21 protein-coding genes are annotated in these 20,789 nt (G+C 72.6%); 7 read left to right on the top strand and 14 right to left on the bottom strand.

All coding sequences use genetic code 11. The features are described from left to right. Positions 1–35: 35 nt before the first annotated feature. The 3 genes from ABZT87_RS02380 to ABZT87_RS02370 all read right to left on the bottom strand — a co-directional run bounded on the left by ABZT87_RS02380 (position 36) and on the right by ABZT87_RS02370 (position 2,067). Positions 36–1,001, bottom strand: a complete 966-nt coding sequence (locus ABZT87_RS02380) for an N-acetylmuramoyl-L-alanine amidase (protein ID WP_355133104.1) — start codon at positions 999–1,001, stop codon at positions 36–38. Further along, a complete protein-coding gene (locus ABZT87_RS02375) occupies positions 1,001–1,156 on the bottom strand; it encodes a hypothetical protein (protein ID WP_355133102.1) in 156 nt (51 codons plus the stop codon). Before ABZT87_RS02375 ends, ABZT87_RS02380 begins: the two co-directional genes overlap by 1 nt. 125 nt (positions 1,157–1,281) lie before the next feature. Beyond that, positions 1,282–2,067, bottom strand: a complete 786-nt coding sequence (locus ABZT87_RS02370) for an aldo/keto reductase (protein ID WP_355133100.1) — start codon at positions 2,065–2,067, stop codon at positions 1,282–1,284. A 94-nt stretch (positions 2,068–2,161) separates the two neighbouring features. Here ABZT87_RS02370 and ABZT87_RS02365 point away from each other — a divergent pair, with 94 nt between their 5' ends. Both ABZT87_RS02365 and ABZT87_RS02360 read left to right on the top strand, forming a co-directional pair. Continuing rightward, on the top strand, positions 2,162–3,211 hold the full coding sequence (locus ABZT87_RS02365) for a DNA polymerase ligase N-terminal domain-containing protein (RefSeq protein WP_355133098.1): 1,050 nt from the start codon (positions 2,162–2,164) through the stop codon (positions 3,209–3,211). Positions 3,212–3,225: 14 nt separating this feature from the next. Then, the gene (locus tag ABZT87_RS02360; protein ID WP_355133096.1) at positions 3,226–4,416 is read left to right on the top strand and encodes a threonine synthase; all 1,191 of its coding nucleotides are present in this window, start codon (positions 3,226–3,228) and stop codon (positions 4,414–4,416) included. Positions 4,417–4,455: 39 nt separating this feature from the next. Here ABZT87_RS02360 and ABZT87_RS02355 read toward each other — a convergent pair whose 3' ends face one another. From ABZT87_RS02355 to ABZT87_RS02340, 4 genes are all read right to left on the bottom strand, one after another. Continuing rightward, complete coding sequence (locus tag ABZT87_RS02355) at positions 4,456–5,832, bottom strand: pectate lyase (RefSeq protein WP_355133094.1); 1,377 nt, start codon at positions 5,830–5,832, stop codon at positions 4,456–4,458. A 245-nt stretch (positions 5,833–6,077) separates the two neighbouring features. Further along, entirely contained in the window at positions 6,078–7,874 is a 1,797-nt protein-coding gene (locus ABZT87_RS02350; protein WP_355133092.1) for a glycoside hydrolase family 15 protein, read from the bottom strand. Between the two features lie 42 nt (positions 7,875–7,916). Further along, entirely contained in the window at positions 7,917–8,309 is a 393-nt protein-coding gene (locus tag ABZT87_RS02345) for a cupin domain-containing protein (RefSeq protein ID WP_354855826.1), read from the bottom strand. A 242-nt stretch (positions 8,310–8,551) separates the two neighbouring features. Next, positions 8,552–9,445 (bottom strand): sulfotransferase domain-containing protein, encoded by an 894-nt coding sequence (locus ABZT87_RS02340; protein ID WP_355133090.1) that lies wholly within the window; start codon positions 9,443–9,445, stop codon positions 8,552–8,554. 91 nt (positions 9,446–9,536) lie between these two features. Here ABZT87_RS02340 and ABZT87_RS02335 point away from each other — a divergent pair, with 91 nt between their 5' ends. Beyond that, positions 9,537–10,607 (top strand): hypothetical protein, encoded by a 1,071-nt coding sequence (locus ABZT87_RS02335; RefSeq protein WP_355133088.1) that lies wholly within the window; start codon positions 9,537–9,539, stop codon positions 10,605–10,607. Between the two features lie 39 nt (positions 10,608–10,646). Here the strand turns inward: ABZT87_RS02335 and ABZT87_RS02330 are convergent, their stop codons facing one another. Then, positions 10,647–10,928 carry an adhesin gene (locus ABZT87_RS02330; RefSeq protein ID WP_354855829.1) on the bottom strand — a complete coding sequence of 94 codons (282 nt, stop codon included), beginning with the start codon at positions 10,926–10,928 and terminating at the stop codon, positions 10,647–10,649. A 195-nt stretch (positions 10,929–11,123) separates the two neighbouring features. Further along, the gene (locus ABZT87_RS02325; RefSeq protein ID WP_355133086.1) at positions 11,124–12,197 is read right to left on the bottom strand and encodes an NAD(P)-binding domain-containing protein; all 1,074 of its coding nucleotides are present in this window, start codon (positions 12,195–12,197) and stop codon (positions 11,124–11,126) included. 109 nt (positions 12,198–12,306) lie between these two features. Between ABZT87_RS02325 and ABZT87_RS02320 the strand changes: the two genes are divergently transcribed. Both ABZT87_RS02320 and dacB read left to right on the top strand, forming a co-directional pair. Next, positions 12,307–13,038 (top strand): aquaporin, encoded by a 732-nt coding sequence (locus tag ABZT87_RS02320; RefSeq protein WP_355133084.1) that lies wholly within the window; start codon positions 12,307–12,309, stop codon positions 13,036–13,038. A 51-nt stretch (positions 13,039–13,089) separates the two neighbouring features. Beyond that, positions 13,090–14,673: a D-alanyl-D-alanine carboxypeptidase/D-alanyl-D-alanine-endopeptidase gene (dacB, locus tag ABZT87_RS02315; RefSeq protein WP_355133082.1), complete on the top strand. Its 1,584-nt coding sequence runs from the start codon at positions 13,090–13,092 to the stop codon at positions 14,671–14,673. Between the two features lie 36 nt (positions 14,674–14,709). Here dacB and ABZT87_RS02310 read toward each other — a convergent pair whose 3' ends face one another. The 3 genes from ABZT87_RS02310 to ABZT87_RS02300 form a co-directional block, all read right to left on the bottom strand. Next, positions 14,710–15,039: a hypothetical protein gene (locus tag ABZT87_RS02310; RefSeq protein WP_355133080.1), complete on the bottom strand. Its 330-nt coding sequence runs from the start codon at positions 15,037–15,039 to the stop codon at positions 14,710–14,712. Positions 15,040–15,138: 99 nt separating this feature from the next. After that, positions 15,139–16,104 (bottom strand): hypothetical protein, encoded by a 966-nt coding sequence (locus ABZT87_RS02305; protein ID WP_355133078.1) that lies wholly within the window; start codon positions 16,102–16,104, stop codon positions 15,139–15,141. A 189-nt stretch (positions 16,105–16,293) separates the two neighbouring features. Further along, on the bottom strand, positions 16,294–16,887 hold the full coding sequence (locus tag ABZT87_RS02300) for a pentapeptide repeat-containing protein (protein ID WP_355133076.1): 594 nt from the start codon (positions 16,885–16,887) through the stop codon (positions 16,294–16,296). Positions 16,888–16,981: 94 nt separating this feature from the next. Between ABZT87_RS02300 and ABZT87_RS02295 the strand changes: the two genes are divergently transcribed. Further along, positions 16,982–18,214: a serine hydrolase domain-containing protein gene (locus tag ABZT87_RS02295; protein ID WP_355133074.1), complete on the top strand. Its 1,233-nt coding sequence runs from the start codon at positions 16,982–16,984 to the stop codon at positions 18,212–18,214. Positions 18,215–18,254: 40 nt separating this feature from the next. Here ABZT87_RS02295 and ABZT87_RS02290 read toward each other — a convergent pair whose 3' ends face one another. Next, on the bottom strand, positions 18,255–19,301 hold the full coding sequence (locus ABZT87_RS02290; RefSeq protein ID WP_355133072.1) for a hypothetical protein: 1,047 nt from the start codon (positions 19,299–19,301) through the stop codon (positions 18,255–18,257). 134 nt (positions 19,302–19,435) lie between these two features. Between ABZT87_RS02290 and ABZT87_RS02285 the strand changes: the two genes are divergently transcribed. Next, on the top strand, positions 19,436–20,077 hold the full coding sequence (locus ABZT87_RS02285) for an NAD(P)H-binding protein (protein ID WP_354855838.1): 642 nt from the start codon (positions 19,436–19,438) through the stop codon (positions 20,075–20,077). A gap of 224 nt (positions 20,078–20,301) precedes the next feature. On the opposite strand, the gene ABZT87_RS02280 is transcribed toward ABZT87_RS02285, so the two are convergent. Next, the gene (locus tag ABZT87_RS02280) at positions 20,302–20,766 is read right to left on the bottom strand and encodes a PPOX class F420-dependent oxidoreductase (RefSeq protein ID WP_354855839.1); all 465 of its coding nucleotides are present in this window, start codon (positions 20,764–20,766) and stop codon (positions 20,302–20,304) included. Positions 20,767–20,789 lie beyond the last annotated feature (23 nt).

The following is a 20,789-nucleotide window of genomic DNA, read 5'->3' as shown; positions in this document are numbered from 1 at the left end:
GCGAAGTCGAGTCGATCAAGGCGGAGCGGGAGAGTTCAAACCCGGGTCAGGCGTACGGCGTCGGCGATGACCAGGCCCGCCGCGTTGCTCCAGCGGCTCACCGCCACCCGGTTGGCGTCGCCTGCCGGCAGGGTGAACGTGCCGAGGACGCGCCACTGCCCGCCGGTCACCCGCTGGTCCACGTACACCGTCCGGTTTCCGGTGGTGGTGGCGACGATGTACGGGGTGGCGCTGTTGTAGCCGCTGTTCGTCGGCCACCAGGCCTCGACCCGGTAAGTGCCGGTCGCCGGCACGTTGAACCGGTACCAGGCCGGATCGCTGGCCGCGACCGGATCGGCGTAGCGGTAGTCGGCGCCGTACCGCTGGCTGGAGAACGTCGACACACCCCAGTTGGCGCTGGCGGTGAACCGACCGGAGGTTGTGTTGTCCACCGTGGAGGACCACGCCGTTCCGCCGCCGGCCATCTTCGCGGCGACGTCGGCGCGCATCACGTTCAGGTCGATGAAGGACGGGTCGATCTTGCCGGTGGTGCTGGTCTCCCGGTGCCCGCGGGCGTAGCTGCTGTCGCGGCCGAGGCGGGTAAGCACGGCGGCGGTCGCGGCGATCGACGCGCTGTACTGCGCGGCGGTCATCTCCTGGTCGACGCCGTTGTAGTCGATCTCCCACCCGATCATCAGGGTGTTGCCGTCACCGGCGGGGATGGGTCCGCTGCCACCGCTGACCCCGGCGTGGTTGCAGCGGCCGGCGGAGATGACGTGGAAGACGCCGTTGTAGTCGACGAGCGCCTGACAGAGCGGGCCGGCCAGGTCGGAGCGGCCGTTGATGCAGATACCGAGCGCGGGGTGCGGGTTGCTGGCGCTGGAGGTCGAGGCGGTGTGGTGCCAGAGCACCCCGATCGGGTCGAAGGAGCCGGGCCGCATCCGGTTGAGCCAGTCCCCCTCGACGACGACCTGGACCCCGGCGCCGCGCAGCACGTCCACGAGCCAGGGGATCGTCGCCATCAGGAGTCCCGCAGCAGGTCGGCCAGGCACTCGGCCTTCGGCGCGGCGCTCGCCGGGGCGGGTCGGACGGCGAGGGTGGCCAGCGCGGCGGCCACCAGGGCGGGGATGCCGAGCACCCCACGACGGCGCAGACGGACGGACGGGGATCGGGCCATGGCGGTCCTCCAGCGGCGACGGGTTCACACGCATCGACGAGCGTGATGACGGCACGCTATACCGTCATGAGCGTCGATGTCGATACCCTTCACGACCGGGCCGGGCCTTGAAGGAATCCGCCGATTCAGGCGTCGCCGAGCGCGTCGATGTCGCGCATCTCCTCCGCCGTCAGCGAGAAGTGGAAGACGTCGAAGTTGGCGCTGATCCGCTCCGGGGTCACCGACTTCGGGATCACCACAATCTCGTGGTCGATGTGCCAACGCAGCACCACCTGTGCCGGGGAGACGCCGTGCGCGGCGGCGATCCTGGTCAGCACCGGATCGCTGAGGTCGCTGTTCTTGAAGGGGCTGTACCCCTCCAGCACCACGCCCCGGTCCCGGTGCTCGGCGTGCCGCTGCCGGTCGTACAGCGCGGGGCTCCACCGGATCTGGTTGACCGCCGGGTTCTCCTCCGTCGACTGGATCAACTCGTCGATGTCGCCCGTGCTGTAGTTGCTGACCCCGACGGCGCGGGTCAGGTTCTCGTCCCGGGCGGCCAGCAACTCCCGCCACATCGGGATGCTGGCACTGGCGGACGGCGGCCAGTGGATCAGCCAGAGGTCCACCTGGTCGACGCCGAGCGCCTCCAGGCTGGCCTCCAACGTCTCGCGCTCCCGGCCCGTCCGGTCGGGCGGGAGCTTGGTGGTGATGAAGATGTCCTCGCGACGCAGCCCGCTCTCCTGGACCGCTCGGCCGACCTCCCGCTCGTTGCCGTACATGGTGGCGGTGTCGAGGTGCCGGTAGCCGGTGTCGAGCGCGGCCAGCACGGCGTCGTAGCCCGCCTGGCCGGTGGCCTGCCAGGTGCCGAAGCCGAGCAGGGGGATCCGCACGTCACCCGGGAGCAGGGCGGTGGGCTGGTCGCTGAGGTCCATGAGGTCCGTTCTACCCCGCCGCGCCCCCGGACGCCGAGCGAACCGGACACTCCGGCGACCAGCGCACTGGCCCGGTTTGCCGGAGAATGCGGGTGTGACGGACCGGCTGGAGGAGTACCGCCGCCGGCGCGACGCGGCCCGTACGCCCGAGCCGGTGCCGGAACGCGCCCCGACGGCGACCGGGCCCGACGAGGGCGCCGGCCGCTTCGTCATCCAGCAGCACCACGCCCGCAGCCTGCACTGGGACCTGCGACTGGAGCACGAGGGTGTGCTCGCGTCCTGGGCGGTGCCGCGCGGTCTGCCCCGCGATCCGGGCCGCAACCACCTCGCCGTGCACACCGAGGACCACCCGATGGAGTACCTCGACTTCTCCGGCGAGATCCCCGCCGGCGAGTACGGGGGCGGCCGGATGGTCATCCACGACCGGGGCACGTACCGCTGCGAGAAGTGGCGCGACGACGAGGTCATCGTGACCCTCTCCGGTGACCGCACCGCCGGCCGCTACGCACTGTTCGCCACCGGCGGCCGGGACTGGATGATCCGCCGCACCGATCCCGCGCCGCCGGGCTGGACGCCGATGCCCGAGCTGGTCCGCCCGATGCACGCCACGCCCGCCGCCCGGCTGCCCCGCGACCGCGCCGAATGGGGATACGAGTTGCGCTGGGACGGAGTCCGGGCGATGGCGTACGTCTCCGGCGGGCGGTTGCGGCTGCTCTCCGAGACCGACGAGGAGATCACCGGCGGTTACCCGTGGCTGCGCGCGATGGCCGAGGCGCTGGCGCCCACCGAGGCGGTGCTCGACGGCGTGCTCGTCCGCATCGACGGCTCGGGTCGGGTGCGTCCCGCCCGCCCGGCCAGCGGTGGCCGGGTCCCGGCCGGCGCCCAGTTCCTGCTCGTCGACCTGCTGTGGCTGGAGGGCGTGAGCAGCGTCGACGTCCCGTACGCGCAACGCCGGGAACTGCTCGATGGGCTGGCGTTGGCCGGTACGCACTGGCAGACTCCGCCGTGGTTTCCCGGTGCCGGCGACGAGGCCCTGCGCACCGGGCGGGAGCAGGGGCTGCCGGGTGTGGTCGCCAAGCGGCTGGACTCGGCGTACGAGCCGGGCCGGCGCAGCCGACGGTGGCTGAGCATCGACGCGGCCTGACGGCGAGGAGCGACGTGTACCTGACCCACCTGGACTGCCCACGCTGCGGCCTGGAGTACGCCGCCGACAAGCTGCAGAACCTCTGCGAGTGCGGCTCGCCGCTGCTGGCCCGCTACGACCTGCCGGCGGTGGCGAAGGCGGTCACCCCGGAACGCTTCCCGCTGCGCCCGGCCGACCTCTGGCGGTACCGGGAGCTGCTGCCCGTCGCCGATCCCCGGCACGTCATCACGCTCGGTGAGGGCTGGACGCCGCTGCTGCGTGCCCCGTCGTACGGCGCCGAGATCGGCATCGCGGACCTGATGGTCAAGGACGAGGGGTTGATCCCGACCGGCTCGTTCAAGGCGCGCGGCGCCGCGGTCGGCGTGAGTCGGGCTCGCGAGTTGGGCGTCGAGCGGATCGCGATGCCCACCAACGGCAACGCCGGTTCGGCGTGGGCGACGTACGCGGCACGTGCCGGGATGGGCGCCACCATCGTGATGCCGCTGGCGGCGCCGACCATCTGCCGGCGCGAGTGCGTGGCCGCCGGAGCCGATCTGCGTCTGGTGGACGGGCTGATCAGCGACGCGGGCCGCCGGGTGGCCGAGTTGATCGCCGAGTCCGACGGGACGATCTTCGACGCCGGCACGCTGCGCGAGCCCTACCGCCTGGAGGGCAAGAAGACGATGGGGTACGAGATCGTCGAGCAGCTCGGCTGGCAGGTGCCCGACGTGATCATCTATCCGACGGGTGGCGGGGTCGGCCTGATCGGCATCCACAAGGCTCTGCACGAGATGCGCGAGCTGGGCTGGGTCGGCGACAAGCTGCCCCGGCTGGTGGCGGTGCAGTCGACCGGCTGCGCGCCGATCGTGCGGGCCTTCGCCGCCGGTGAGTCCCGGGCCCAGCCGTGGGAGGACGCGCATACGGTGGCGTTCGGCATCACCGTGCCGTCCCCGTTGGGTGACGAGCTGATCCTGGCCGCGCTGCGGGCGTCCGCCGGCACCGCGATCGCCGTCGACGACGCGGAGATCCTGGCCGACCTGCGGGCCTTCGCCGCCCGCGAGGGTTTGCTGCTCTGCCCGGAGGGAGCGGCCTGCCTGACCGCGGCGCGGCAGCTACGCGCCGGTGGCTGGATCCGCGCCGGGGAACGGGTGGTGGTGCTCAACACCGGCGCGGGGCTGAAGTATCCGGAGACGGTCGACGTCTCCGGCGTACCCCTGCTGGCCTGAGCCGGCACCCCACCGAGGGTGGGGTGCCGGCGGCCGGGCCTACTGGTAGGTGATGTCGGACGGCGTGTAGAAGCAGTTGACGCCGTCGGCGCCCTCGCCGATCTTGGTCGGCTCGCTGCCCTTGGGTACGCCCTTGTACTTGACGCAGATCGAGGTCTCCCGGTCCGGGTCGCCGACGATGGTGATCCGGCTGAACCGGGCGGTGTCGCCCCAGTTGGTGTTGATGCCGGCGATCGCGTCGGTGTCCCGGACGACCACGTTGTCGATCACCACGTGCCGCTGGTACGACGTGGAGCAGTTGCCGCAGGCCCGGTAGAGCTTCCCGGCGTTCTCCACCCGGAAGTTCTTGATGTAGACGGTGCCCGGGCCGTTGTGCTGGAAGACCTTGTCGCTGGCAGACCGGGCGCCACCGCCGTCGACGGTGTACGTGCTGCCGCCGCGGAAGGTCGCGGCGTCCTCGCCCACGTCCTCCCACCAGACGTTGACGAGGGTGCAGTCGCCCTCGCAGTGCACGCCGTCGCCGGCCGGCGCACCGATGATCACGTTACGCAGGGTGGCGCCTGCGGCCAGCTCGAACATCGGGTCCTGGCTCTCGCTCTGCCCGCCGTCGCCGATGCCGTAGTAGCGCTTGAGCCCGCCGTCGAAGGTGCCGGTGACTCCGATCGTCGCGTCCACCTTCTGGCTGCTGGTGGGCGTCGGCCAACCCGCGGGCGGTGGGGTGGTCGGGCCCGACGTGGTGGGCGGCGGCGTGCTCGGCGGTGCGGTGGTCGCCGGTGGCGTGGTCGGGGTGCCGCCGCCGGACGAGTCGACCACCACGTCGTCGAAGCCGCCGCTGGCGTACGCGGTGACCAGGCCGATCCGGCCCGCGCTGGCCAGGCTGTTGCTGCCGGAGGCGATCTGGGTGCCGTTGACGAAGCCGCGGATGGTGCTGCCGCTCGCCTCGATGCGCAGGGTGTACCAGGTGCCGGCGGCGACGCCGAGCGACGCGGAGCCGATCGCGGTGATGCTGCTGCCGTTGACGGCCTGCAACTCGGCCCGGCCGGAGCCGAGCAGGGCCAGTCGGTACATCTTGGTGCTGCTGGTGGACCGGGCGGCCAGGCCGACCAGGGCGCTGGACGAGCCGAAGCTCGCCGGCCGGACGCGGGCCTGTACGGAGTAGTCGGTCCAGCTGGTCTGACCGGCGAACTGCCGGGCCAGCTCGCTGCCGGCGTTCGACTGGTTGAGCACGCCCGAGCCGTCGACCGCCCAGGTGCCGCCGGACTTGGACCAGCCGGAGGCGTCGCCGTCGTTGAAGGTGTCGGTGAAGATGGTGGCCGCGAAGGCCGAGGTCATGCCGACGGTGAGCGCCGCCGCCGTCACGCCGGCGCCCACCGCCAGCACCAGTGGTCGTCGGCCGGGGTGTCGTCTCTTGTGCACGGTTGTCCTCCTTGACGCGTGTGGTGGCGATCCCTGGATCTGGCCGCGCGGGGACGTGCCGGCACGGCGCGCTGCCTCGAAAGCGGGGATCGGTGTGCCCGTCGGATGCCCGGCTCCGACAGCGGGGTGAAGCGGGATGAAAGCCGTGGGAAAGGGCTTTCCCGTCTCTTCGAGGCTAGGACTGCGCACGCATCAGCGTCAATGCCTGGCGCTTGCAGGTCTGTTGCAGGATTCCGGCGGGCCGATCAGAAGCTGTTCGGCTCGGTCAGCCGCCAGGCCGCGTTGATGAGCCCGATGTGGGACAGCGCCTGCGGCGTGTTGCCGAGCTGCGCACCTGTGGTCAGGTCGATCTGCTCGCTGAACAGACCCACGTCGTTTGCGTGACCCACCACGCGCTCGAACAGCTCCTCGGCCCGACGCGTCTCACCCGCCATCACCAGGCACTCCACCAGCCAGAACGAGCACAGCAGGAACCCGGCCGGGTCGGTCGTCCACCGCCGGAGCAGCCCGTCGTCGGTGCCCAGCTCCCGCTCCACCATCGCGATGGTCGACCGCATCCGGGGATCGGTCGCCGGCAGGAAATACGCCACCGGCAGAGTGAGCACCGAGGCGTCCAGCTCCGGCGACCCGAACGCGCCGGTGAACGCCCCGATCCGGTCGTTCCAGCCCTCGCGCAGCACCGCCGCGCGGATCTCGTCCCGGACGCCGGCCCAGCGCCGTGGGTCGGCCCGTTCACCGAGCCGGTCGGCGAGCCCCACTGCCCGATCCATGGCCAGCCAGCAGGAGACCTTGGAGGAGAGGTAGTGCCGCTCCTCGTCCCGGGTCTCCCACATCCCCCGGTCCGGCAGGTGCCACGTCGCGGCCACCTGCTCGGTCAGCCCGAGCACCATCTCCCGCAGCTCCTCCTCGAAGGGGGCGCCGAGGTAGTCGCGCAGCCTCCACACCGCCGACAGCACCTCACCCGGTACGTCGAGCTGCCGCTGCCGCCAGGCGTCGTTGCCGACCCGCACCGGGCGGCTGTCGCGGTATCCGCGCAGGTGATCGCAGTGGTGCTCGGAGAGATCACGTTCGCCCTCCAACCCGAAGAGGACCGGAACCGGTTCGTCGCCGAACCGGCCGATCGACCGGGCCGCCCAGGCGAACAACCGCGACGCCTCGTCCGGGCAGGCCGCCACCCAGAGCGCGCGCATGGTCAGTGAGAAGTCCCGCAACCAGGAGTAGCGGTAGTCGTAGTTGCGGTCGCCGCCGATCTGCTCCGGCAACGAGCTGGTCAGCGCCGCGGCCACCGCGCCGCTGCGGGCGTACGTCAGACCGGTCAGCACTGTCGCGCTGTGCCGGACCAGCTCGGGGTACCGGCCGTCGTACCGGTGCGTCTCCCGGTACGCCTCCCACGCCCGCGTCGTCTCGGCGAGGGCGACCAGCGGGTCCATCCGGGGCGGCGGGGCTCCGTACGCCTCTCCGAAGGCCACGTCCATCCCGATCACCTGACCGGCGGAGACCTCGAACTCCTCGGTGACCCGGTCCCGGCCCGCCCGCAGCGGCAGGTCGCCGGCGCGCAGCACCAGCACCACCGGGCCGGCGTCGGCCCGCACCCCGCCGCCCGGCTGCTCGTGCAGGTACGGGGTGAGCAGCCCATACTCCGGACGGGGCGCGAAGTCCAGCTCCATCCGGACCCGCCCGGACAGGCCCTCGACCACCCGGATGAGCACGGCTGGCGAGTTCATCCCCACATCGTGGGCGCGCGCGCCGGTCTCGGCGGCGAGCGCGTCGGTGACCGCCACGCTGCCCTGCGGCGTGTGGTGCACCCTGCGCAACACAAGCGTGTCCGGCCGGTACGAGCGCTCCACCCGAAAGCCGGGGCCACCGGCGCCGACCGGCGCCAACCGGAAGTGCCCGGCGCGCGGGTCGAGCAGCCGCCCGAAGACCGAGGCGCCGTCGAACCGGTGCGGGCACCACCAGTCGATCGAGCCGTCGATCCCCACCAGCGCGCCGGAACGGGAGTCCGAGAGGAACCCGTAGTCGGAGATCGCCGGCTGCGTCACCCGCCGCGCGTACCCGGATCGGCCCGGTTCAGGCCGCCGCCGTCACGACGTCGGAGGCTCGTCCTCGCCGGCTGCCTCGGCCTTGTCGGCCTCCTCCTTGGTGTGGTGCACGGCCTGGTCGGCGTGCTCCGGAGGGCCGTAGACGGTGTAGAGCACCAGCGGGTTCGGGCCGGTGTTGACGAAGTTGTGCTTCGTCCCGGACGGCACGACGACCAGGTCGCCCGCGACGACCTCCCGCTTCGCACCGGCGACCCGGGCCTCGCCCGTCCCGCTGACGAAGGTCAGGATCTGGTCGATCCCCTCGTGCACCTCCTCGCCGATCTCCCCGCCCGGCGGAATGGTCATGATCACCAGCTGGGTGTGCTCGCCGGTCCACAGCACCCGCCGGAAGTCCGGGCTCTTCTCGGCGACGGTCGCGATCGTGAAATGCTCCATGGCCCGCTCATACCCCGTTCGGTCGCGCGTCACGCCGGGACTGGCAGATGGTGGAATTCCCCACGGTCGGCAGGTTTGGATCCGCCCCGACCGGGGATCGACAACGCTGACCGGCGCGAGCGGCCGGTCGAGCCAGGTCCCCGCTGGCGTACCGCCGAACGGCTGCGGTGGTGGGAGACGGCCAGAGCGCGGCGACGTTCCGACCACGGTCGAGGCGGCGCCGCGCGCTCGTCTGCGCACCCTCAGGCGTCGCGGTGCAGCCAGGCGAGCAGGTCGGGCGGGGCCAGGGCCCTCGCCCGTTCCTCGTAGCGGGCCAGACCGGCCGCGTCCAGCAGGCTGCGCCCCTGCCCCGAGCCACCCTGGCGGAAGAACGCCCGGCGGTCCCGCAGCACGCCCAGCAGGTCCGGGGCGAGCTGGTCGGCACGTTCCCGCATCCGGCCGAACGTGGCCGCCTCGACCAGCGCCGGCCAGCGCTCGGCGGACACCGGGACCCCCCACCGGTCGGCCAGCCGGCGCATCTGGGCACCCAGGTCGGCCTGGAGGTCGTCGTAGTGCACCAGCTCGACGTTCGGCTCGTGTCGGCGGGCCCAGGCGTCGCTCAGGTGCCAGAGAACCCCGGGCAGCGAGTCCAGCTCGGCGCGCGGGTCCACCTCGTGGTCGACCCAGCTCGGCAACCACTGCCGCACCGACGGACGGGCCCGGGGCGGTCCCGCCGGCACGGGCTGGCCGGTCAGCTCAGCCATCCGGACCCGGTTCAGGTTGGCGGACTGGTGATAGAGGGACACCGCCATGTCCAGCGGATGCCGCGCCACCACCACGTAGTGCGCCCGAGGGTCGAGCGGCACCCCGTCCAGCGGGGTGTGCGTCTTGATGAACCGGCGGTGCGGTTGGGAGGCCAGCCGCTGGTACACCGCGTCGCGCGGCTCGCCCAGCCAGTCCAGCCAGGGCGACAGCTCGGGCAGCGGCGCCGGCAGCTCCGCGGTGCCGAGCACCAGCAGCGCGCAGATCATCTGCATCCAGGTGGTGCCGCTCTTGGACCGGGTGCTGATCACGATGTCGCCGTCGCGGAACGGGAACCCGACCCAGCGGGCGCTGTCCTCGTCCACGGAGCGGTAACGGTGGGGTGACGCGGACATCGGGCGAGCTTAGTCGCCGAAGCGACAGCCAGGCAGCAGATTTTCGGCCCGGATCGTGTGGACGCATGCGAATGCCTGACTAGATTGAAGTATGGTGCCCGCCCACGGGGGCCGGGCGGCGGAACCGGTCTACCGCCCCATCCTCGCCAGCCGCCGACGCGGTGAGCTGGAAGCGTTGAACCACCTCGACCCCGCAGTCGCCCCGCTGCTCGCCCCGATCCTGGAGGTCAGCGCCGTCGACCGCTCCACCACTGACGCGCTGCGCCGCCTGCCGTCCGGCCTGCTGCCGGCCGTCGACGTCACCGCCCTGCCCGACTCGGCCGACACGGAGCTGGCCCGGTGGGGCGTACCGCTGATGCCGGTCATCGGCCTCGCGGAGAGTGACCGCCGGCTGGTCGCGCACGGCACGGCGGCCCGGGCGTACGCACGGCGGGCGCTGGCCCGGCTGCGCGCCGCGCAGGACCGGGCGGGCCCGGACGCGGACACGACCGCCGTCGAGCGGATCTGGCGGCTCACCGGCCTCGCGCCGGAGGAGTGCGACCTGCTGGTGGACGCGGGCGACGTCTGCTGCCCGGCGGACGTGCGGGTGGCCGAGCCGCGGGTACGCCGGCTGCTGGACTGGGCCCGCCGCCACGCCTGGCGCTCGGCGACGGTGGCAGCCGGCGGTATGCCGCCGACGCTGTCCCGGCTGCCCACCGACGAGCCGGTCCGGCTGGAGCGCTGGGACTGGCAGCTCTGGCAGCGGCTGGCCGACGTCGGGGTGGACTACGGCGACTACGGCGTCGGTCCGGCGCGCTCCGACCCCGGCGACCCCGGCGACCGGACGCCCACCGTGCGGTACACCGCCGACGACGGCTGGTGGGTCTACCGCTGGTCGCGCCGTGGCGGCCGGGGCGACGACCGCTTCGCCGACCTGTGCCGCACGCTGGTGGCGGCGCCGCACTGGTCGAGCGCCGGAGCGGCGTTCTCCTGGGGCGACCACGAGTTGCTGCGCCGCGCCCGTCGGGGCGCCGGCGCCGGGTCGATCGCCAACTGGACGGCGTGGAGCACGTCGCACCACCTGGCGCACGTGCTCGCCACGTTGGTGCGACCGGACGACGCCGCAGGGCCCGGGCGGAACCCTCGGCCGGGCCCGCCGCAGCGAGGGCGATCGCTGCGGTGAGGACCGCCGTGAACGTGCTACCGCAGCCCGATCTACCTGCTACTGCCGCTCGGTGAAACCGAACTGGATGATTCCCTCGTCGTCGACGGTGGCGTCCACCGAGGCGTCGCCGAGCAGCTCGGCGGCGTCCGGATCGAGGAAGATCCGGGCGCCCTGGTTGTCGACGACGTGGTCGCCCTGCTCCGGCTCGGGCACCAGTTCCACGGTGAGCGATCCGGCGTCGGCGTCGGCGGCGATCCGCACACCACCGTCCTCGGCCACGTCCTGCTGGTTGGCGAGGTCACGGATGACGAGCACGGCGTTGTCGGTCATGGTGAGCATTGGCGGAACTCCTCGTGGATTCTCGGCTCGCGGTCGGTTGTCGCGCAGACCGGACAGTTGGCCCGCGTACGAGCACGCGTGGGAGGCGACGGGAGGGACGGACGGTCATCGCCGTCGCATCGAATCGGGGCAGCTGACGGGCCCCGTCCCTGCCCACGGTGCCCGCTGCCGGGCGATCCGTCAAATAGAGCCGGATCAGTCGAGCACGGGGGCGGGGGCGAGCAACGAGCGGATCTCATTGACTGCCGCGCGGCCCGCCCGGTTGGCGCCGATGGTGCTCGCCGAGGGGCCGTAGCCGATCAGGTGGACCCGGTCGTCGGCGACCACGCGGGTGCCGTCCATGACGATTCCGCCGCCCGCAGCGCGCAGCCCGAGCGGTGCCAGGTGGTCCAGCGCGGCGCGGAAACCGGTGCACCACAGGATGATGTCGGCGGGGACGAAACGCCCGTCGGCCCAGGCCACCCCGTCGGGTGTGATGCGGTCGAAGACGGGTAGCCGATCGAGCACACCACGCTCGCGCAGCCGGCGGATCTCGGGGGTGACCGGCAGCCCGGTCACACCCACGACGCTGCCCGGCGGGCGTCCGGCCCGTACCGCCGCGTCCACCCGGGCCACGGCGGCCCGGCCCAGCTCCGGGCCGAACTCGCCGTCGCTGAACTGCGGTGGCCGGCGGGTCACCCAGGTCGTGCTGGCCGCGACGGTCGAGATCTCCGCGAGGAGCTGCACCGCGGAGGTGCCGCCTCCGACCACCACCACCCGGCGGCCGGTGAACTCGGCCGGCCCCTGGTAGTCGGCGGTGTGCAGCTGTCGCCCGCCGAACGACGAGCGACCCGGGTAGTACGGCCAGAAGGGCCTGGTCCACGTGCCGGTCGCGTTGATCAGGGCCCGCGCGGTCCACCTGTCGTGGCCGGCGTCGACGTCGAGCCGGCCGTCCGGGCGGGAACGCACGGCACGGACCCGCACCGGCCGGCGGACCGGCAGGTCGAAGGTCCGCTCGTACGCGGCGAAGTAGGCGCTGACCGCTTCGGCGGCCGGACGCTGGGGGTCGGCGGGAGGGAAGGGCATCCCGGGCAGGTCGTGGAAGCCGTGCACACGCTCCAGGCGCAGGGTCGGCCAGCGGTGCCGCCAGGCCCCACCCGGGCCGTCGTCACCATCGAGGACGACGAAGCCGTCGCCGGGAGCGAAACCGGTGCGGCGCAGGTGGTGAGCGGCGCTCAGGCCCGCCTGACCGGCGCCGATCACCACGACGTCGACGGAGTGGGTGTTCACGCGTTGTGTAACGCGATGTCCGGCTGCGCTGTGCCCACCGCGGGTCGTCGCCCTGCTCACAGCGCCGATTCCCCCATCGGTTCGCCCGAATTGTCCATACGCTGAGTGAATGGATGATGCCCGTCGCGCCGCTGCCGAGTTCCTCGGCACCCTGCTGCTGGTCTTCTTCGGCGTGGGCGCGGCCGTCGCCGCCCGGGTCCAGGGCGGCGTGGTGGTCGTCGCGCTGGCCTTCGGGTTCGTCATGCTGGCCCTCGTCTACACGATCGGCCCGCTCTCCGGCAGTCACGTCAACCCGGCGGTGACGCTCGGCGTGCTGCTGTCCGGCAAGATCTCGGTGATCGGCGCGGTGGCCTACTGGATCGCCCAGTTCGCCGGCGCGACCGTGGCCGGCTTCCTGCTCTGGGCGCTGACCCGCTGGGGTGACGTGGCGGACCAGACCGGGGCGCTCGGCTCGAACGGGTACGGCGCACACATCAACCGGGGCGGCGCGGCCGTGCTGGAGATCGTGCTGACCTTCCTCTTCGTGCTGGTCATCCTGGTCGTGACGAGCCGCAGCGAGAACCCGGGCGTCGCGGGGGTGGCCATCGGCCTGGCCCTGGCGGCGACCCAGCTGGTCGGCGTGACGCTGACCGGCGCCGCGGTCAACCCGGCCCGCGCCTTCGGTCCGGCCGTCTTCGAGGGCGGCACCGCGCTGCGTCAACTCTGGGTGTTCATCGTCTTCCCGCTGCTCGGCGGGGCGCTCGCCGCGCTGGTGGCGCCGCTGGTGATGGGCGCGCAGCGGCACTACTGGGGCGGGCACGACAGGTCGGTCGGCCGACCGGGTAAACGCGAGCGGCAATAACCTTCGGCCGAGGCTCTTCTCTGGCGATTATCTTCGTGACAGCATCGACGCATGCATCGTCGTCTCTTTCCGCGCGCTGTCGCGCTGCTCGCGCTGGCCGTCACCGCGGCCACCGTCGGCGCGTCCGGCGCCACCGCCGAGTCGCCCACCCCCGCGACGACCCGACTGCGCGCCACCATCGACACGATCCTCGCCGACAGTCGGCTGGCCGGCGCACAGACGTCAGTGGTCGTAGTCGACACCAGCACCGGGCAGACGCTCTACGACCGCAACGGCGACCGGCGGTTGGTCCCGGCCTCCAACACCAAGTTGCTGACCTCGACCGCCGCCCTGGAGCTGCTCGGCCCCGGGCACCACTTCAGCACCGACGTCCACACCACCGGCAAGCGCCGCGCCGGTCTGCTCTCCGGCAACCTGTACCTGCGCGGCGGCGGTGATCCGACCATGCTCGCGGCCGACTACGACGCCCTGGCCGCGCAGGTCGCCGCCGACGGCGTCCGGGTCGTGACCGGCAACCTGATCGCCGACGACACCCGCTACGACAGCACACGGCTGGGCCCCGACTGGACCTGGGACGACGAGCCCTACTACTACGCGGCGCAGGTCTCCGCGCTGACCGTCGCGCCGGACACCGACTACGACGCGGGCACCGTGATCGTGCACGCCGCGCCGGCCGACCGGGCCGGCGCCAGGCCGGTGGTCAGCACCACGCCGCCCACCGGCTACGTCCGCATCGACAACCGCGCCGAGACCGTCAGCGAGGGCGAGACCTCGATCTCCATCGAACGCGAACACGGCGGCAACACGATCGTGGTGACCGGTCAGATCGCCCTCGGCGACGCGCCCGCCAGCGACTGGGTGACCGTCTGGGAGCCCACCGGCTACGCGGCCGACGTCTTCCGGGCGGCGCTGCACCGGCACGGCGTGCGGGTGCTCGGCCGGACGGTGCTCGGCCAGCCCACCCCGGAGACGGCCCACCCGGTGGCCCGACACGACTCGATGAGCCTCGGTGAGCTGATGACGCCGTTCCTCAAGCTCTCCAACAACGGGCACGCCGAGGTCCTGACCAAGGAGATCGGCCGCGTGCTCTCCGGCGCCGGCACCTGGTCCGCCGGCCTCACCGCGATCAGCGAGTACGTCGCCGACACCGGGATGGACACCGGAACGCTGCGCCAGCGCGACGGCTCGGGGCTGTCCCGGCGCAATCTGGTGCCGGCGGCGGAGTTCGTCGACCTCCTGGCCGCCGTCCGGGCCGAGCCCTGGTTTCCCACCTGGTACGCGGCGCTGCCCATCGCCGGGCAGCCGGAACGGTTCGTCGGCGGCACGCTGCGCAGCCGCATGGCCGGCACCCCGGCGGCGGGCAACGTGCACGCCAAGACCGGCAGCCTCACCGGCGTCTCCGGGCTGTCCGGCTACGTCACCAGCGCGGACGGCCACCTGCTGGCGTTCTCCATCCTGCTGAACAACTACCTGACGGCGTCGGTCAAGCCGCTGGAGGACCAGATCGCCGTGGCGCTGGCCGGCCATCGGGACGACGGCGCGAGTGCGGCACGGGTCGCGCCGCCCGCGGTGCCGGAGACGCCGCGTACGCCGGAGGGCGTGGAGTGCTCCTGGGTCAAGCCGATCACCTGCTGACCGAGGGCCGGGAATCGGCCCGGCCTGACTGCGGGGTCAGGCCGGGCGGTTCGGTGTGGGGGGCACCGCCGCGGGGTCGCCGCGCTCGATGAGCGCGGCGATCTCGGCGGCCCGCAATCCACGCAGCGCCAGCACCCGGGTGCCCCAGCGGTGCAGCCGGCACGGGTGCGGGCTGGCGTCGTTGCGGCAGACCACCCCGCCGGACCAGCGCCGGGGCGCGTGCACCACCACCGCGCGCACCGCGAACTGGGCGTCCTCGCCCGTCACGTACGGCGGCAGGGGAATGTCGCGGAGCCCCTCGCCGGGCAGCTCATCGGCGCCGGAGGAGACGGCGGGACGGACGCGGTGGGCGGTACTGCTGCTCATCTGCGCTGCCTCCACAGTGGAAGGTGAGACGGGGACAGCAGAAAGTTACGTCGCTGTCGACCGAGGGCGACGGACAAACTGTCCCGCCACGTGGACGGGTCAGCGCAGCGCGACGGCCTGGAGGCCGACGTTGCCGCAGTGCTCGGTGAAGACCTTCTCGACGGTCCAGGTCAGCACCAACCGGGCATTCTTCGGCAGCTCGAAGCGGATGGTGAACTGGGCGCTCTGGCTGGTGTACGGATCCTCCAGGCGTACGGTGCTGACCGGCCCCCCGGTGGACAGCCGGGCGTCCAGCCGACCCCGTGCCATCCAGATCCCGGCGTAGAGCTGGACGGTGCGCGGCGCCCCGCTGCCGGCGACCGTCAGCGTGAACCCGTTGCCCACGCCACAGGTGTAGACGCCGTTGGAACTGCCGCGATCGGACCGCTCGGGTGCGCCGTCGGACCAGCGGACGACCTCCTGATTGCCGTCCCAACCGACCCGGGTGCCCTTCCCACCACCGTCGACGATCTCCCCGGAGCCGGCGCGCTTGCGAACGGTCGAGTTGCCGCCGCGCAGCCCCCAGTGCATCCAGTCACGGGTGCCCACGGCGGTGAGGTCGACCTCGGCGGGCACCTCGGCGCGGCTCACCGACAGCGGCGACGCCCCCGGCTTCTTCGGCGGCGGGGCGGGCGCGCTCGTCGACGGTGGCGGCTCGGGCGAGGGCGGCCGCTCCCGGGGGCGCAGACCGGGCTGCGCCGGCCCGGCATCGGTGGCGTGCCCGTCGGCGGCCGGAAGGGCGGACGGTCGGGTGGCTCCGGCGGGCACGCCACCCGAGCCACCGACCGGACCATCGTCCGACTCCGGGCCGGACCGAGTGCCGACGTACGCGACGAGCAGCACGAGGCAGACGAGTGCGCCAAGCCCTTCCAGCGCCCAGAGCCGCCGCTGTCGGGCGCGGGCGAGCCGGCGCAGCGCCCGGTGGTTCAGCCCGAGGGCGACGGCCCGCGGCCGGTGCGACGGCGGTCGGCCGGTCGACTCGTCCCCGGCCCGCGAATCCGCCCGCGTACGGTCCTCGTCCGCCACCGACCCCTCCAGTCCGCCGCCCGGCCACCACCGCACGCGACGGGATCGACCGTCCACTGTGGGTCGCTTCACGTTTGCACGGGCGTGGTCGACACGCTAAATCGGGACAGGCTGGCGTGTCCAGTCCGGATCGGGACGGTATGGGACGGCCGGCGATCCCGCGATCGATCGACCGGGAGCGACCCCGCGTCAGCCGATCCGGAAGCCGAGCGCCTGCGCGATGACGAGGGCCTGCTCGGCGTCCACGATGGCGCCGGCCCGTTCGACCGACGTCGGATCCAACGCGGTGAGGTCGCTGCGCCGCAGGTCGGCGCCGCCGAGGCGGCAGTTGTGCAGCTGTGCCCCGGAGAGGTCGACGCCGGTCACCGTGGCACCGGTCAGGTTGGCCCCGGTGAGGTCGGCCTCGCGCATCCGCACGCCGCTCAGCCAGGCGGCGCGCAGGTCCGCGCCGGGCAGCGCGACGAACGACCAGTCGCCGCCGTCGACCCGCAACGGACGAAGCTCGCACTGGACGAAGCTGCTCCCGACCAGCTTGCAGCCGGTGAACTCGGCCTCGAAGAAGTTGCAGCGTCGGAACACACAGCGGGTGAACGCCGAGTCGAGGTGCCGGGACGCGTTGAACTGCACGTTGCCGAACGTGCAGCCGGTGAAGACCGCACCACGGGTGACCGCTTCGGTCAGGTCCACGTCGAAGAACTCGCACGCCACGAACTGGCGGTCGGCCAGCTCCTCGGCGTACCAGTCCTCGTGGCGGAAGGTCATGTCCTCGGTCAACTCCGGCATCCGGCCAGGCTAGTGCCGCCCACCGACGCCTCGGGACGGCCCGGTGGGGGCGGCCCCTTCCGGCGGGGGCGTACCGGCGAGTAGGTTCGGCGACGTGAGTGTGGCGCGGAGCAAGGACCCCGATCAGATCGGCTTCGACCCGGCGCGGCTGGCGCGGATCGACGAGCACTTCGGCGGGTACGTCGACGACGGCCGGCTGGCCGGCTGGCAGGTGGTGGTCACCCGGCGCGGCGAGGTGGCGCACTCCTCGACGTACGGCCTGCGAGATCGGGAGTCGGGCGCCCCGGTCGAAGCCGACACGCTCTGGCGGATCTACTCGATGACCAAGCCCGTCACCTCGGTCGCCGCCATGATGCTGTGGGAGGAGGGCCGCTTCGAGCTGACCGACGAGATCAGCCGCTGGCTGCCCGAGTTCGCCGACCTGCGGGTCTACTCGAAGGGCTCGGCGCTCAAGCCGTACACCGTGCCGGCGACCGAGCCGATCCGGGTCTGGCACCTGCTCACCCACACCGCCGGCCTGACGTACGGCTTCATGCAGACCTCGGTGGTCGACGGGCTCTACCGGGCGGCCGGCTACGACCTGTACCCGCCGGCGGACGTCGACCTGGCCACCGCCTGCGCGGCCTTCGGCGAGCTGCCTCTGCTCTTCCAGCCCGGCACGGCCTGGGGTTACTCGGTCGCCACGGACGTGCTCGGCCGGCTGGTCGAGGTGGTCTCCGGGCAGAGCCTGGACGCCTTCTTCGCCGATCGGATCTTCGGCCCGCTGGGCATGACGGACACCCGCTGGTGGGTCGAGGGCGACGAGGCCGAGCGGCTGGCCGCGCTCTACGCACCGGATCCGCGTAGCGGGCGGGCGGTCCGCTACGACCGGCTCGGCACGCTCGCGCACCACAAGCCCGGCCTGCTCTCCGGTGGCGGTGGCCTGATCTCCAGCGCCGCCGACTACCACCGGTTCACGCAGATGCTGCTGCGCGGCGGCGAGCTGGACGGCGTACGCCTGCTCGGGCCGCGCACGGTGCGTTTCATGACCCGCAACCACCTGCCCGGCGGGCAGGATCTGGGCACCCTGTCCACCGGCGGCTTCGCCGAGACCACCCTCGACGGGATCGGCTTCGGCCTCGGCTTCGCGGTGGTCGAGGACCCGATCCCGAGCCGGGTGCCGAGCAGCGTCGGCGAGTACTACTGGGGTGGGGTCGCCAGCACGGCGTTCTGGGTGGACCCGGCCGAGGAGATCACCGCACTGCTGTTCACCCAGCTCATGCCGTCGAGCACGTACCCGCTGCGCTCCCAGCTGCGCCAGCTCGTCTACGCCGCCCGGGTCGACTGACCGGTGCGGGCCCGTCGACACGGCGGGCCCGCACCGCGGCTCAGCCGAGCTGCTGCGCCTGGATCGCGCGGATCTTCGCCGGCCGGGTGGCGGAGAGGTTCGAGATCAGGTACGCCCGCACACTGCCGTCCGGGGACACCGCCCACAGATCAACCACGCCGTCGGCGTTCAGGTCGGCGGCGACGAGGCTGCTGATCGCGGCACCGGTGTTCCAGCCCGAGGCGAGCCGGTACTGGGTGTAGGCGAGCGTGCCGGTCCCGTCGCCGTTGTCGGCCATCGTGACGCCGTGCCACAGGTACAGGTCGCCGGTCGTGGCGTTGCGCAGCACCAGTGCCACCCCCGAAGCCAACTCGGTGCTGGCCAGGGTCCAGTTCTGCCAGTCACTGCCGCCGGTCGGGGTGGCGGTGTTCAACGCCACCCTGAAGTAGAGGCCCGCCGCCCAGACGCTCGGGTAGTAGGCCAGTCGGTAGCCGTTCGTCGTGTCGCCGACGATCCCGAGCAGGTCAGGGATGTCGTCGCCGACGCCGTCCGCCACGTACCCGTTGACGAGCTGGATCGGAGTGTTGCCGTAGTCGTCGGCCAGGAATTCGCGCGCGAGACTGACCGAGGCGTTGTAGGGCTTGGCCATCGTTCCGTCGCCGACACCCTTGATGATGACGCCGCCACCGGCGTTGTCGCCACCCGGGTAGTAGGCCAGGAAGTCCTGGTTCGCGGTGCCCCAGAACCTGCCGGTGATCATTTGGGCGCCGTCGAAGTCGGCCGGCGATTCGTTGCCGGTGACGCCGTTGCCGTAGATGCCGATGTTCACCGCCGGGACCTTCACCCGGCCGGTGCCGACGCCGGTGGTCGCGTTGATCCGGCCCCGCGCCGCCCAGACGCCGGAGTCGAGGCCCGTCGTGGTGCCGCCGGCGGTCACCAGGTCCGGTACGCCGTCACCGTTGAGGTCCTTGTCGACCGGGCCGGTGATGGCGGTGGTCGGCGTGTTGACCGGTGCGGCCTCAGCCGGCAGGGCCGGGACGACGGCGAGCGCCAGGGCGGCAGGCACTGTCCAGGCGAGCAGCCGGCGACGGGCGGAGAGGTGCTTCATGGATTCCCCGTTCAGGTCAATGGATCATGCTCGGCTCACCGTAGTCGATCCACGCCAGTCCGACGTTCCCCCGAACGCCCCGCCGGGTTCGCCATTACGGCATCTCCGGGGCGAGTCGGCCCTAGCCTGGGCTGGTGAGCACCATCGTCGTGTTTGGCGCGGGCGGCACCGCCGGGTCGCGGGTCACCGCCGAGGCGGCCGACCGTGGGCACCGGGTGATCGCAGCGGTCCGCCGCCCGGAGGCCACGTCGTACCTGCCGGCGGGGGTGCGGACGGTCACCGGCGACGCCACCAGCGAGCGCAGTGTCCGGGACCTGGCGCCGGAGGCGGACGCGCTGGTGGTGGCGATCGGCGGCGGCGAGCGCGGGCTGTGGCGCAGCGCCGCCGAGAACCTGGTGACCACCCTGCGGTCGATGCCGGCCGCACCGCGGATCATCCACCTGGGCGGCGGGTCCACCCTGCTCACGCCACGTGGCACCCGCATCCTCGACGAGCCGGACTTCCCGGAGCAGTATCGGGACGCGGCGCTGGGCCAGGCCGACGCCCTGGACTACTACCGCACCGCCGCCGACGGGGTGAGCTGGACCTACGTCTCACCGCCGCCGCTGGAGTTCCACCCCGGCGAGCGCACCGGGCATTACCGCACCGGCACCGACCAGCCGGTCACCGACGACCAGGGCCGGTCGGTGCTCACCTACGAGGACCTGGCGGTCGCGATCGTCGACGAGATCGAGCAGCCCCGGTACGTCAACGCGCGGTTCACCGCCGCGTACTGACCATTGCGGCAACCGACGGTCGAGCCGCCGAACCGACCTCCCCTCGCCCCCTGTAGAGCTGCCCCAGATATGGGGCACGACGGACGCGCCGCCGCCATCGCCCGCCCCATATTCGGGGCAGCTCTACAGCACGCCAACCCATCCGGCGGGTGCGGGCGCGCTCAGGGGTTCGAGCGCCGCCGGACCTGGGGTGGCGGCCACCGCCGCGTACTGAATAGGCGCGGTCAGTCGGCGAGGCGGGCCGGGAAGCCGCCGGTGGCGATGGGGCCCCAGGCGTCGATGGTGACCCGGATCAGCGACTTGCCCTGGCGCACCATGGCCGCCCGGTAGTCGTCCCAGTCCGGGTGCTCGCCGGAGATGCTGCGGAAGTACTCGACCAACGGCTCCAGCGCCTCGGGCAGGTCCAGCACCTCGGCGGTGCCGTCGAGCTGCACCCAGGGGCCGTTCCAGTCGTCGGACAGCACACAGGCCGAGACCCGGGGGTCACGACGGATGTTGGTCACCTTCGCCCGCTCGGGGTAGGTGGACACGACGAGCCGGCCCTGGCCGTCGATGCCGGCGGAGACCGGGGAGGACTGCGGGCGGCCGTCGGCCCGGGTGGTCATCAGCACGACACGGTGCCGAGGCCGGAGGAAGTCGAGCAGGGTGTCCCGGTCGACCCGGGTGTTCTTCGCGATGCTGGGCGCCATCACTCGTTCCTACCAGGGTGGCC

The sequence above is a fragment of the Micromonospora sp. NPDC005237 genome (assembly GCF_040607775.1).
Classification (GTDB): domain Bacteria; phylum Actinomycetota; class Actinomycetes; order Mycobacteriales; family Micromonosporaceae; genus Micromonospora.
The sequence above is the reverse complement of the archived record's forward strand: the minus strand, read 5'-3'. Positions and strand labels throughout refer to the sequence as shown.

What these genes read in the sequence shown, in the direction of transcription:
- ABZT87_RS02380 (WP_355133104.1), bottom strand. Translation starts at nt 1,001, where the DNA reads ATGGCGACGATCCCCTGGCTCGTGGACGTGCTGCGCGGCGCCGGGGTC.
- ABZT87_RS02375 (WP_355133102.1), bottom strand. Translation starts at nt 1,156, where the DNA reads ATGGCCCGATCCCCGTCCGTCCGTCTGCGCCGTCGTGGGGTGCTCGGC.
- ABZT87_RS02370 (WP_355133100.1), bottom strand. Translation starts at nt 2,067, where the DNA reads ATGGACCTCAGCGACCAGCCCACCGCCCTGCTCCCGGGTGACGTGCGG.
- ABZT87_RS02345 (WP_354855826.1), bottom strand. Translation starts at nt 8,309, where the DNA reads ATGGAGCATTTCACGATCGCGACCGTCGCCGAGAAGAGCCCGGACTTC.
- ABZT87_RS02340 (WP_355133090.1), bottom strand. Translation starts at nt 9,445, where the DNA reads ATGTCCGCGTCACCCCACCGTTACCGCTCCGTGGACGAGGACAGCGCC.
- ABZT87_RS02335 (WP_355133088.1), top strand. Translation starts at nt 9,537, where the DNA reads ATGGTGCCCGCCCACGGGGGCCGGGCGGCGGAACCGGTCTACCGCCCC.
- ABZT87_RS02330 (WP_354855829.1), bottom strand. Translation starts at nt 10,928, where the DNA reads ATGCTCACCATGACCGACAACGCCGTGCTCGTCATCCGTGACCTCGCC.
- ABZT87_RS02320 (WP_355133084.1), top strand. Translation starts at nt 12,307, where the DNA reads ATGGATGATGCCCGTCGCGCCGCTGCCGAGTTCCTCGGCACCCTGCTG.
- dacB (WP_355133082.1), top strand. Translation starts at nt 13,090, where the DNA reads ATGCATCGTCGTCTCTTTCCGCGCGCTGTCGCGCTGCTCGCGCTGGCC.
- ABZT87_RS02310 (WP_355133080.1), bottom strand. Translation starts at nt 15,039, where the DNA reads ATGAGCAGCAGTACCGCCCACCGCGTCCGTCCCGCCGTCTCCTCCGGC.
- ABZT87_RS02300 (WP_355133076.1), bottom strand. Translation starts at nt 16,887, where the DNA reads ATGCCGGAGTTGACCGAGGACATGACCTTCCGCCACGAGGACTGGTAC.
- ABZT87_RS02290 (WP_355133072.1), bottom strand. Translation starts at nt 19,301, where the DNA reads ATGAAGCACCTCTCCGCCCGTCGCCGGCTGCTCGCCTGGACAGTGCCT.
- ABZT87_RS02280 (WP_354855839.1), bottom strand. Translation starts at nt 20,766, where the DNA reads ATGGCGCCCAGCATCGCGAAGAACACCCGGGTCGACCGGGACACCCTG.